Origin of the sequence: Methylovulum psychrotolerans (assembly GCF_002923755.1) — a bacterium.
GTDB lineage: Bacteria > Pseudomonadota > Gammaproteobacteria > Methylococcales > Methylomonadaceae > Methylovulum > Methylovulum psychrotolerans.
Genome location: NZ_PGFZ01000006.1, coordinates 1 through 13,012 on the forward strand (window position 1 = coordinate 1; position 13,012 = coordinate 13,012).

The window sequence follows — 13,012 nt, forward strand, 5'->3', positions numbered from 1 at the left end:
GGATCAGGAGTTACGTCAGGGTTGGTGGTCATTGCCTTTTCCAAATAGCCGATAGAAAAGGTTAGGTTATCAGCGGCATGTTGATGCCGCCAGACATTTCGTCAATCAAATTTGCTGGTTTGATTGACAATGGGAGGGTTTGATAGCGGCCTGTTATGCGTTGTCGGGCATCCTGATGACGGCTTCCTCCGTGCGTTAGACCCTGCCGAAGGCGGGCGGTTTTTCCGTCGCCGCCGTGCCGTGCCGCCGCAATGCGGGCAGGTGATACCACCTGCCCAACGTAACGGCCGGATGGTCGGGTAACAGTGGGCTTTACTGGCTAGTTGTTTGATTATGATGATTGAGGTTTCCATTCGGCGATTTTAGCAAAAGACCTCAAAACACATATTGAGCCACTCGTTATTAACGGCATGGCACGGAACGCAAGACCCAAAGGCCTTCCGAAAACGAACGCCAAAAAACCTGATCATCGAGTAAACCCCATCTCCTCCCCGCAAACAATAGGCCTTCGCTTTGTGGCATATCCCTTATGCCGATAGTGCCATATTCCCTACTCGCCTTGGAAGCCGCACAGAATAAGGCATAAAGTTTTTAAAAAAAATATAAATCAGGTCAAATGACACACTTTCGATTTTTTTTGTTATGGAAACGCGCTTTTTTTGTATTTTTTCTGGCTATTTTTTTGCCTGGGCTTCCGTAATTTACCTCACCTACTATTTTTGGTTTTTATTAAAAATAGTATCAATAATAAAAATCATCAGTTGTATCAATGATTTAAATCATTGCATAAAATCAATGCGTTAAATTATTGGGGCAGTTAGACAAGCCATTTTTTTGGCATAGCTTATGCAATATGACAGTAAGAAATCGGTTTTGCCGTTTTCTTACCACAAGAGATTTTTCTTGTGACCTTAGCTTGCATAGGCCATAGCTTCCGTAAAAAATATTGGCTTTGCCAAGCGAAATATTGTTTTATATAAAAACTTGGAGAAATAAACATGATCAAATTGAGTCGCCAAAAACTATCTTTGTTGGCTGTAGCGGCAGCAATCAGCGCCTTTTCTTTCACTGCCCAAGCCCACGAATTGCGTTTCTTGAGCAATGGCTACATTATTGGTGTCGGTTCGCATGTTGAACCGGTCGTTCATGGCCAAACTAACGGCAATGATTTTTATGCCGCCCACGAAACCGTCATTGGCGACATAAATTCATCGGTCTTTTTGGATGTGTCTGCGGGCGATACCATAGAATTGATCACGGTTCCCGTAAAGCTGAGCACAGAAGACTATAACGCACCTATCACCCAAATCTTCCCGGCGTTGACCGCCTATAGCCAAACGACTATTGATGATGCCCCCGGCCTGACTGCCAGCTTCACATTCCCGACAGCCGGTACTTATGGCTACATCGTATTCGGCGAAATAAAAAAAGTGGGCTACCCTACCCTCTTTTTCGGTGAAAAATTCGTCTGTGGCGCAGGTAGCCGCGACACGGTTTACGGCACCTCTTTCGAGTGCGCCCAGTAAGCGCTGATTAGCGGTTTATAGATAATTGGGGTAACAGCCGACGGGCTGTTACCCCTTTTTCATGACGGCGGGTTTATCTCCGTTTTTGGGTAGGAAATATTGCCGCTATACCCCAACAAACGCCGTTCTTTGTGGCATATCCCTTACACCTATAGGGCCATATACCTTACTAAGCTTGGAAGCCACGCAGAATAAGGCCTTCGGTTTTTAAACAATAGATAAAGTAGGGCAAATCACACATTTTAGCCATTCTTTATTATAGAAACGCGCGTTTTTTTGTCTTTGCTACAGATTTTTTTATTTAATCACCGAGCTATTGACCTCACCTATTATTTTTATTTTTTTATCCTAAATAAGACCGATAATAAAAACGCCCCTCTCCTTCAATAACTTAAATCAGATAATTAAATCAATAAGTTAAATTGTAGCGGCAGGCATAAACGCCATTTTTTGGCATAGCCTGTGCATTATGGCTATAAGAAACCCATTATTGACGGGTTTCTGAACACAAGAATTTTTCTTGTCAGCTTAGTTTGTATATGGCATAGCCTCGGTAAAAAACGGCTTCGCTGGTGCAAGCGTAATACACTTTTTTATAACTATCTGGAGAAATAAATATGATTAAATCAAGTCGTCAAAAATGGTCTTTGTTGGCTATAGCGGCAGCAATCAGCGCCTTGTCTTGCACTGCCCAAGCCCACGAACTGCGTTTCTTGAGCAACGGCTACATTATTGGCGTCGGTTCGCATGTTGAACCGGTCATTCATGGCCAACCTAACGGCAATGATTTTTATGCCGCCCACGAAACCGTTATTGGCGATATCGATTCATCGGTCTTTTTGGATGTGTCTGCCGGCGATAAGATCGAACTGATCACCATCCCCGTAAAGCTGAAAAAAGAAGACTTTAACTCGCCTATTATCCACATTTTTCCGGCTCTGACCGCCTATACCCAAACGGATATCGATGGGGCGCCTGGTCTGACCTCCAGCTTCACTTTCCCGTCAGCGGGCGCTTATGGCTACATCGTCTTCGGGGAAATCAAGAAAGCAGGTTATCCTGAACTGCATTTCCATGAAAAATTCGTCTGTGGCGCAGGTAGCCGCGACACGGTTTACGGCACCTCTTTCGATTGCGCCCAGTAAGCGCTGATTAGCGGTCTGTAGCCGTTTGAGGGTAACAGCCTTAGGGCTGTTACCCTTTTTTATAGCGGTTGTTGTCGGAACGGCATAGGACATGGACAAGGTTTATCCAGCCACTTTTTGGTTGGCATAGACCGGAGCGGAGGACTCGCTTAACCTAAAAACTTATTTTCACTTATAAATCAATATCATGAGCGGTTTTTCTTTGTTTGCCGTAACTGTTTGATGTTATTAAAAACCCCAAAAACCGCCCCCTTTTCCAAACCCGCGCCGATAACGTTAAAGCTAAGCCGCGTAGGTCGGGCACGCGGTTTTGCCGGACATTTACCCCTTCCGCCAGAAGAGAAGTAAACACTCCTACCCCCTTAAGGTTTAAAGGGCAATGGCATAAACAAAGGGTATGGCAAACCGCACGGCTCCTGTCGGGCAAAACCGCGTGCCCGACCTACAACGACAGTCTTTAGCTTTATTTTATGCGCCTTCCCGCCTATCTTAACAAAGGCCTTAGCTGTTGCGCTAACTGTGAAACGTGCGGAGCGGTGAGCATACTGATATGGTTGCCGGGGCTTAGGCTTAGCGCCGCGTTGGGGGCGTATTGTTGCCATAAGCGCAGACGCTGGCCGCTAGCGTCGGCAGTGCTATCTTGCCCGGCCTCGGCGACGTTGAACAGATGCAATGGCCCTAAATAGGGTTGCTCAGGTGTGTAGGGTGTCTGCCAATTGCTGGCAAACACCCGGACGATACCGTGCAAGGTTTGCAGGGAGGTTCTCGGCGGCATCAGTTTGACGGCAATTAAGCGTTCCAGCAACAGGGTAAGTTGGGCGTATTTAGCCAGCGGCACAAAATCGCCCGCGCTCAGCCCTAGCGGTTGCTGGCTGCTTAATTCAAATAATCCTACCAAAGCCATTAACATGTCAATGCGGTTATGGTGGCTTATGAGTGCATCTGGCGTTGTCGGCACTTCGCTGTCCAACAGGATCAGGGCGGTAATGTCCGCCCCCTGTTGGATGAGTTGCACGGCCATTTCAAAAGCGACCCAGCCGCCAAAGGAATGCCCCAGCAAACGGTAGGGGCCGGGGGTTATGGCACGCATGGCTTTGATATAGGCCGCAGCGGCGGCGGCCACATCGCTATGCGGTGTTAAACAACCTTCTAAGCCACGCGGCTGTAGCCCATAAATCGGTAGATTCGGGTCTAGCGCTAGGCTCAGTGCATAAAATGCCGTGACGCTGGCTCCCGCCCCCGGCACACAAAACAGCGGCGGGGCTTTGGTTAAACCGCTTTGGATCATAATTGTCGGTATATAACGGCTTTCGGGTAGGGTTTGGCTTAGCGGTTTTTGCAAGGCTTGGCTTAAGGCTTTCGCCAGTGGCTGGCTATGCGGCGGTGCCATCATCGACAGATGATTGCCTGCTACAGGGATAATGGTTAGCGGTTCGCCAATGAAGTTTTGCCATGCTTGGCTTATGGCGGCACAGGCGGGGTTGTCTTGGGCGGCGAACAGCGTCACCGGAAAAGACGGGGGATAAAGGCAATACGCGCTAACGGCTTGGCTAATGGCCTTATACACGGCTAGCCAGCGTTTGGCGGTGGCGTTGTCTATGTCCTTAGGCAGAAAATCGGCGTTTCGGCAATAATCCAGCAGCCCGTCCAAATCAGTGCTAAGCGTTAATGGCTGTAATTGGCTATTAAGGGCGGGCGGCGCATCAAATGCCAGCAACTCCAGCAAAAATTCGCTGTCCGTGCTGTGGCGCTCTGGGCCGTCGTAATACGCGGTATCCAGCAGGCCGACAAATTCCACTGTTTGGTCTGCACCTAGCAGTTGGTTGGCGATTTCATAGGCGATGATCCCACCCGCCGACCAGCCGGCAATCCGGTAGGGACCGAATGGCTGAACCTTGCGGATGGCGCGGATATAACAGGCGGCCATGGCTTCGACGGTCGGTAAAGGGCTTTCGCCTACACCAAAGCCGCTGGCGGCCAAGCCATAAACTGGGATGTCGGCATCCAGCCACTGCGCCAGTTCCCGCGCATAGTTAATCTCGCCTTTGCCGGGGTGGATTAAAAACAGCGGATGGGCGTTGCCTGTCGGGCTAATGGGAACTAAGTTGCTGGCCGCTGGCCGCTCAGTGCTGATAGCGGCCGCAAATGCCGCCAGTACCGGATGGGCAAATAGGTTACGGACAGGAATATCCACCGCTAAACTTTGCCGTAACCGCGACATCAGTTGTACCGCCAATAACGAATGGCCGCCCAAAGCAAAAAAATCATCGTGCCGCCCTACCTTGTCTACTTGCAACAAGTCTTGCCAGAGGCGGGCGACTGTTATCTCGGTATCGCCTTGCGGGGCTTCATAGTCCTGCGTGACGGTGCTGCTGCCGTCAGGGGCGGGCAAGGCCTTACGGGCCAGCTTGCCGTTGGCGGTCAGCGGAAATTGTTCTAAAGTGACGAAAACACTGGGCAGGCTATAATCCGGCAACTGTGCGGCGAGTTGGCGGCGTAGCTCGGCGGGGCTTAGGGTGTGGCCGGGTTCGGCAAGTAGGTAGGCGACCAAACGCTTCTCCTCCGGATTGTCCTCACGCGCGATAACCGCCGCTTCACGCACACCTGGGCAGCGGCACAGGGCCGCCTCAATCTCGCCCAGCTCAATACGGAAGCCCCGGATTTTGACTTGCGCATCATTACGCCCCAGATACCCGATAGTGCCGTCCGGCAACCATTTACCCCTATCGCCCGTTTTATAGAGGCGGTCAGATTGGCTGTCACCAGACCCGAACGGGTTGGCGATAAAGCGTTCGGCGGTCAGTTCCGGGCGGTGCAAATAGCCCCGTGCCACCCCTGCCCCGCCGATGTGGATTTCGCCCGCCACGCCTAGGGGGACGGGCTGCATCTCGTTGTCTAAGATATAAATTTGGCTATTGGCGATGGGGCGGCCTATGGGGATGGGCTGGCCGGGGCTGGCCGCACTGATGGTAAAGGTGCTGGCAAAGGTCGTGGTTTCGGTAGGGCCATAGCCATTTAGCAGGTGTTGGGGGCGGTCAGCGCTGACCAACAGGCTGGCGGCTGTGCCGGGGTCGACCACATCGCCGCCGATGAGCAAATACGTCAATTGGCGGAATGCGGGCTTAAGTTCGGCACAATACTGCCTGAACAAGCCGACCGTCAGCCATAACGCCGTTACGCCATTTTCCATCAGGGTATTTCTGAGCAGTCCGGCCTCTAAGACCACGGCAGGCGGCACCAGCACTACACGCGCCCCATTCAGTAACGCTGCCCAGATTTCCCAAGTCGACGCGTCAAAAGCCGGATTTGCGCAATGGGCTAAGCAATCGTTAGGGGTAATCGGCGCATAGCTGTTAATGGCCAAGTTAATGACATTGCGGTGTTCAACCATCACGCCCTTCGCTTGCCCGGTCGAGCCTGAGGTGTACATGATATAAGCCAGATGCTGGCTGGTTAAACCCTCGATGTACGGGTTAGTGTCAGGCGTGTTCGGGTCGGTTTCGGTAGCCAGCCCGTCTAGGGCAAGGCTAGGCATAGGGTTGGGCAACAACGCCTGCAAGCGCGGTTGCAGGGTGCTGGGGCTCAGTAAGGCCAAGGGCTGGCTATCGGTGAGCAGATAGGCCAAACGTTGGTCTGGGTCGCTGGGATCTAGCGGCACATAGCCGCCGCCCGCCTTCAGGATGGCGATAATCGCCACCACCATCGCCAGACTGCGTTCGGCACAGAGCGCGACCCGGTCATCGGGCCGGATACCCAGGGCGATCAGGCGATGGGCGAGGCGGTTGGCTTGGCGGTTAAGTTCGGCATAGCTCAGGTGTTGGCCTGCACAAATCAGGGCAATGGCGGCGGGGGTTTGCGCGGCTTGCTGCTCAAACCGCTGGTGGATGCACAGGTGTTGGGGATAGTCGGTGCGGGGCGGATTAAAACCGCGTAATAGTTGCTGGCGTTCACCGTCACTTAACAGCGGCAACTGCATAACAGGGCGCTCAGGATGGCCGATAATGCCCTGCAATAGGTTCAGAAAGTGTTGCGCCATACGGGCAATGTTGGCAGCACCGAACAGCGCGGTATTGTATTCGATCAGGCCGCTTAGGCCATCGTCGGCAGCTTGGCTGATATGTAAGCTCAACTCGAATTTAGCGCTGACACCCGCACTCTCCACACCGCTGATGGTCAAACCCGCTAAGGGCGGCAGGGGCTGTTTGGTGCTGTTTTGCAAACTGAACAGGACTTGGAACAAGGGGCTGTGGCCTAAATGGCGTTCCGGCTGCAACAGTCCGACCAAGTGTTCAAACGGCAAGTCCTGATGGTCTTGCGCCGCCTGTACCGTATTATTGAGGTGGCTGAGCAAGCCTTTAAACGTGGGGTTACCTGACAAATCGGCGCGTAGCACCAAGGTGTTGACGAAAAAGCCGATCAGGTTTTCGGTCGCCAATTGCTGGCGGTTGGCTATCGGCGTACCGATAGCCAAATCGTTCTGGTTACTGTAGCGGGCCAGCAAAATGCTAAAGGCCGTCAATAGGGTGACGAACAACGTGGTTTGGGACTCGCGGCTCAGCCGATGACAAGCCGCCGCGAGGGCGGGCGGTAAGCTAAAGTGTTGGTTCGCCCCCTGATGACCCAGCACCGCTGGCCGGGGCTGGTCGGTGGGCAATTCCAGCAATGCGGGTAGCCCGGCCAATTGTTGCCGCCAGTAGTCGGTTTGCCGTTGCAGAACCGCCCCATCCAGCCATTGCCGTTGCCAATAGGCAAAGTCGGCATACTGGATAGCCAGTTCCGGCAAGGGCGACGGCTGGCCGCTACGGTAAGCCTGATACAGGGCGGCAAATTCGCGGGTCAGGATAGTGGCTGACCAACCGTCGGTGATGATATGGTGTAGGGTGACCAGCAGCAAGGCTTCGGTTGTACCCAAACCGATCAGACAGACCCGTAGTAAAGGCCCGTTTGCCAAATCGAAAGGGCTAAGGGCTTCCTGTCGGCACAGTCGCTCAGCCAGCGTTTGCTTAGTAGGGTCTGGCAAGTGCGACAAGTCCACACGGCGTACGGGTATGCTCAGGCTGGCGGCAATCTGTTGCTCCGCTTGGCCATCAACAGTGACAAAGCGGGTGCGCAATATTTCATGGCGGCGGACAATTTCGTTAATGGCTTGGCTTAACGCCACGGAGTGCAATAGGCCGGTCAGGCGCAAGGCCATCGGGATAGTATAAAACCCACTGCCCGGTTCTAACTGGTCTAAAAACCAGAGCCGTTGTTGGGCGTAAGATAAAGGGATGCGGACGGTACGCGCGATGGGCGTTATCCGGCCATTGCCCTGCCCGTCCTTAGCCAGCAAGGCGATTAACTCGGCTTTTCGGTTTTTTAGCTGGGTTTTCAGGGTATCTGTTAGCGTATCTTTAGGGGCCTTACACCTTAACTGCCCATTTTCGACAAACAACTGGACATTTAAGGCGCGTAAGCTGCCTAGCAATTCCGTTAACATCATAGGGCTATATCCTCGTATTCGACATCGCTTGCAGTGTTTGGCAAACTGGTTTGGCTGTTGAGCCAGACCGCCAGATCGACTTGTTTAGCCAATTGGGCCACCGTATTGGCCTCGAACAAGGTTTTTAAGGGCAAGTTAATGGCGAAGGCCAGACCTACCCGGCTCATCAATTGGGTGGCAATCAAGGAATGCCCGCCCAGCTCGATAAAGCTGTCATTAATGCCGACCCGTTGGACATTCAGCAGTTGCGCCCACATTGCCGCCAAGGTTTGCTCCGTGGGGGTGCGCGGTTCGGCATAGCGGTGTTGCAGTTGTTCGGCGACATCCGGTGGCGGTAAGGCTTGACGGTCGAGTTTGCCGTTGGCGGTGAGCGGGAAGGCATCCAATACCACAAAGGCGCTGGGCAGCATATAGTCGGCCAGTTGCGCGGCGAGCTGTTGGCGCAAGTCGGCAATGTTAAGTCCGTAGCCTGATTCGGGGATAATATAGGCCACCAGGCGTTTGTCGCCCACGCTGTCTTCACGCACGCTGACCACCGCCGCCTGTACATTGGGAAGCTGGCTGAGCTGGGCGGCAATTTCGTCCAATTCGACACGGAAGCCCCGGATTTTGACTTGCCTATCGTCACGGCCACTATAGGCGATGTTACCGTCCGGCAACCAGCGGCCTAAATCGCCGGTTTTATAGAGCCGGGCATGGGGAGTGCGGCTATAAGGGTCGGCAATGAAGCGTTCGGCGGTCAAGTCGGGGCGGTTGAGATAAGCTCTGGCGACCCCCGCCCCGCCGATATACAACTCGCCCGTGACCCCTTGCGGCACAGGGTGCAGATTGGCATCCAAAATAACGATGTGGCAGTTGGCGATAGGGCGGCCTATCGGTATGGGCGTACCCGCCGTGGCCGCCGTTATCTGATAAGTGCTGGCAAAGGTGGTGGTTTCGGTCGGGCCATAACCATTAATCAAGTGCGCAGGGCCAGTGCCGCTTGCCAATAAACGGCTGACGGCCTGGGAATCGACGACATCACCGCCGACCAACAGGTAGCTTAACCGCGCAAAAGCCGGGGTCAGCACGTCGAGGTATTGATGGAACAGCCCAGCCGTTAACCATAAGGCGGTCGCGCCTTCGTTAATCAGGGTGTTATTGAAATCAGGGGCCTGCAAAACCACATCTTGGGCGATTATCGCCAGTCTTGCGCCATTGAGCAACGCCGCCCAAATCTCCCAAGTTGACGCGTCAAAAGCCGGGTTGGCGCAATGGGCGACACAATCTTGTGGCGTGATCGGCGCGTAGTCGGTCATGTTGATTAAATTAACGACATTACCATGGTTTACCATAACCCCTTTGGGTTGTCCGGTAGAGCCGGAGGTATACATGATATAGGCCAGATGCCCGCCCGTCAGCGGCAGTGCTGGGTTATGCGCCGGATAATCGGCCGGTCCCCCTACCCTGCCCGCCGCATCCAAGGCCAGTAGCGGCACTAAGGTCGTCGTAGTTGGCAAGCCGGACAGTAATTCCGCTTGCGCCAACACCAAGACCGCTTGGCTGTCTTGCAGCAAGTACGCCAGCCGTTGGGCAGGGAGGCTGGGGTCTAGCGGCAGATAAGCCCCGCCCGCCTTCAGGATGGCTAATAGGCTGACGACCATAGCCACACTGCGCCCGGCATAGACCGCCACCCGGTCTTCGGGGCGGACACCTAAGCTAAGCAGGCGGTGCGCCAGCCGATTGGCGCGGCGGTTGAGTTCGCCATAACGAAGGGTTTGGCCTGCACAACTGACGGCGACATCATCGGGCCTTTGCGCGGCTTGCTGCTCAAACAACAGCGGCAGGCAGGCGGATTGTGGGTCATCCACATTAGTGCCTTTAGCTAGGGTAAGTAAGTTGTGCTGTTCTTCTGGGCTTAAGAAGCTTTGGCGGGTATGGCTAGACCACGGGTTGTCGGCCATATCGGTCAATATGTTCAGGAAATACCCCGCTATCTGTCCGGCCTGTGCCGCCGTGAAGCGGTTTTGGTCGGCAAAAAGACTGAGGCTAAGCTGCTGACCGACGATGTCTTGCTGAAAAGCCACCAGTAAAGGCGTTAAGGTGGGGGCAAAATCATCCCATGCCAATACTTGCAGATCCTCAGATTGCGCCAAATCCTTAGCGACATGATAGTGCAAGTAATGGAACATCGTCCCGAACAAGGGTCGCTGATGGGTACGTTGGATTTCTGCCAACGGATAAAACCGATGCTGCAATAATTCCCGTTCGGCAGTGAACACCTGAACGGCCAGCTCCCGCCAACTGCTAGGTTTAAGCCCCGTCACCAACGGCAAGGTGTTTAAAAACACCCCCAACGCCCGATCCGCATCGGCCACTTCCGGGCGGATACTACAGACTAGCCCCGTCGTGACCTGTTGCTTACCGTACAGCTTAGTCAACACTTTGAGGTGGGCAGTCAACAACACCGTTTTTAACGGCACGCTGAGCGACCTTGCCAGTGCCTGTAAACCTTGGGTCAGCGCGGGCGTTAAGTGCACCGTCAGCTTGACGGCTTCTGGCGGCGGCGAGGCCTGTACGCAAACGGGTAATTCCCCGTCAGGCATAGCCGCCACTTGCCGCTGCCAATACTGCCGGGTGGCGGCGGCTTGCAGGGCTTGCCGCTCGCAGACCACCAAATCGCGCAGGACATTGGCAGGGGCGGTAATGGCTAGCGGCTCTGCTTTCAGTGCCGCCAAATAGCAGGTGAAGATTTCATTCAATAAACTGACCACACTCCAACCATCCAAAATTACATGGTGTTCGGTTAAGGCAAAATGAAAGGTTGTGGCGCTGAGTTTATGGATATGGATACGCGCTAAAGGCGCTTGGCTCAGCGTGAACACTTGCTGTTTTTCAATCGCTAACCACGCATCAAGCAAATGCTGCTGGTAGGTGTCGGGAAAGCCGCTCCAATCGTCAAAACCGACCGGAATGGCGGTCTGCCCTTCGGCAAACACCCATTGTAACGGCTCACTAAACTGACCTATAACAATGGCTGTCCGTAACACCGGATGCCGGGCGCAGACTTGGCGGATGACCTGATTAAACACCTCGCTATTCCAAGGGCATTGCAAAACGATGGAGTCCACCAGATGGTAAGCTTTGCTGTCCATACCGCTGTGGTAAACCATACCGGCTTGCAAGGCCGTCAGCGGATAGGCATCTTCAACATGGGCGGGTAAGAGCTGGCGGTCAGCCGCTGTCAGTAAGGCAAACGGCGCTATTACAGGCGCGTGGCTAACCGTGTCGCCGCGTACATTGGCAAGCAAGGCGCGGATGCTGTTATGCTGGTAGAGTTCCGCCAGAGAAAACGTCAACCCGCGTTGCTTAGCTAGATTGAGGACTTGGATGGTGCGTAGGGAATCGCCGCCTAAATCGAAAAAACCATCATCAATGCCGACTTGCTCCAGTCCCAGAATTTGCGCCCAAATCGCCGCCAACACCTCTTCATCGTGGGTGCGGGGTGGCGTATACGGCCTATTTGTCCGCAGATGCTTGCCGTCCGGCGCAGGCAAGGCTTTACGGTCAAGCTTGCCGTTGGTGCTGAGCGGAAACTGTTCCAGCGTGACGAAGGCACTGGGCAACATATAGTCGGCCAATTGCCCGGCCAGTTGGCGGCGCAACTCGCCCGGGTCGGGGGTGTGGCCTGTTTCTGGGATAAGATAGGCGATCAGGCGCTTATCGCCCGGCATATCTTCCCTGGCGATGACCACGGCCTCGCGGATGCCCGGATAGGCCGCTAAGCGGGTTTCAATCTCGCCCAATTCGATACGCAAGCCACGGATTTTGACTTGGAAATCGTTGCGCCCCAGATACTCGATGCTGCCGTTGGGTAGCCACCCCCCCAAGTCGCCGGTTTTGTACAGGCGGCCACTGCCGTCCTTGCGGAACGGGTCGGTGATGAAGCGTTCGGCGGTCAGTGCCGGGCGGTTCAGGTAACCCCGCGCCACTTGGATGCCGCCGATGTGGATTTCCCCGGCCACGCCCAGCGGCACGGGCTGTAGGTGGTGGTCTAGGATATAAATCTGGGTGTTGGCGATAGGGTAGCCTATCGGCACGATACCCAAGTCGGGTTCGGGACTACACCGCCACGCCGTCACATCAACGGCGGCTTCCGTGGGGCCGTAAAGGTTGTGCAACTCCACGTCCGGCCAGATGCGGTGGCAGCGCATCTGCAAAGCGTGCGGCAAAGCCTCGCCGCTGCACAGCACCCGGCGCAAAGCCGGGCAGGCGGGCAAATCGGTTTGGTCGAGGAACACCTGGAGCATGGACGGGACAAAATGCACCATACTGACCTGTTCCCTCACCAGCAGTTGCGCCAAATAGGCCGGGTCTTGGTGGCCGTGCGGCTTGGCAATCACCAACTGCGCCCCCGCCAACAACGGCAAGAAAAACTCCCAAACCGACACGTCAAAACTGAACGGGGTCTTTTGCAACACCCTATCAGTAGCACTCAGGCCGTAGGCCTGTTGCGCCCAGCACAAACGGTTGACCACGCCCCGATGCCCGTTCATCACCCCCTTCGGTTGCCCCGTAGAGCCGGAGGTGTAAATGACATACGCCAGATGTTCAGGGGTCAGCCCCAAAGCCTGCGGGTCAGGGTTCAGGTCATCCCCACCCTGCCCCGCCGCATCCGGCAACCCGTCCATGACGATGACAGGCAACCCCCCGCCCGGCAAAGCTTGCAGACGCGCCCGTAAGGCCGTTTGGGTCAGCAGGGCGACGGGTTGGCCGTCTTCGAGCAGATAGGCCAGCCGCCCGTCCGGGTAGGCCGGGTCCAGCGGCAAATACGCCCCGCCCGCCTTGAGGATGGCGAGCAGGCCGACGACCATCTCCAG

Annotated in this window: 5 protein-coding genes; 2 read left to right on the plus strand and 3 right to left on the minus strand. The window is 54.7% G+C overall.

Annotation, left to right across the window (positions count from 1 at the left end; all coding sequences use genetic code 11):
- Positions 1 to 101: 101 nt before the first annotated feature.
- Complete coding sequence (locus AADEFJLK_RS26225; RefSeq protein WP_249028045.1) at positions 102 to 353, minus strand: transposase; 252 nt, start codon at positions 351 to 353, stop codon at positions 102 to 104.
- Between the two features lie 645 nt (positions 354 to 998).
- Between AADEFJLK_RS26225 and AADEFJLK_RS13445 the strand changes: the two genes are divergently transcribed.
- Together AADEFJLK_RS13445 and AADEFJLK_RS13450 are read left to right on the plus strand one after the other, a co-directional pair.
- Positions 999 to 1,526: a hypothetical protein gene (locus AADEFJLK_RS13445; RefSeq protein WP_103974629.1), complete on the plus strand. Its 528-nt coding sequence runs from the start codon at positions 999 to 1,001 to the stop codon at positions 1,524 to 1,526.
- Positions 1,527 to 2,143: 617 nt separating this feature from the next.
- Positions 2,144 to 2,671 carry a hypothetical protein gene (locus AADEFJLK_RS13450; RefSeq protein WP_088620737.1) on the plus strand — a complete coding sequence of 176 codons (528 nt, stop codon included), beginning with the start codon at positions 2,144 to 2,146 and terminating at the stop codon, positions 2,669 to 2,671.
- Positions 2,672 to 3,155: 484 nt separating this feature from the next.
- On the opposite strand, the gene AADEFJLK_RS13460 is transcribed toward AADEFJLK_RS13450, so the two are convergent.
- Positions 3,156 to 8,153, minus strand: coding sequence for a non-ribosomal peptide synthetase (locus AADEFJLK_RS13460; RefSeq protein ID WP_103974631.1), 4,998 nt, complete (start codon positions 8,151 to 8,153; stop codon positions 3,156 to 3,158).
- On the minus strand, positions 8,150 to 13,012 hold a 4,863-nt coding region (locus AADEFJLK_RS13465), incomplete at its 5' end, for a non-ribosomal peptide synthetase (RefSeq protein WP_211299216.1). The genes AADEFJLK_RS13460 and AADEFJLK_RS13465, both read right to left, overlap by 4 nt.

Bases quoted from the DNA above. Each gene is read 5' to 3' on its own strand.
- AADEFJLK_RS26225 (WP_249028045.1), bottom strand. From the start codon at position 353: ATGGAAACCTCAATCATCATAATCAAACAACTAGCCAGTAAAGCCCAC.
- AADEFJLK_RS13445 (WP_103974629.1), top strand. From the start codon at position 999: ATGATCAAATTGAGTCGCCAAAAACTATCTTTGTTGGCTGTAGCGGCA.
- AADEFJLK_RS13450 (WP_088620737.1), top strand. From the start codon at position 2,144: ATGATTAAATCAAGTCGTCAAAAATGGTCTTTGTTGGCTATAGCGGCA.
- AADEFJLK_RS13460 (WP_103974631.1), bottom strand. From the start codon at position 8,153: ATGATGTTAACGGAATTGCTAGGCAGCTTACGCGCCTTAAATGTCCAG.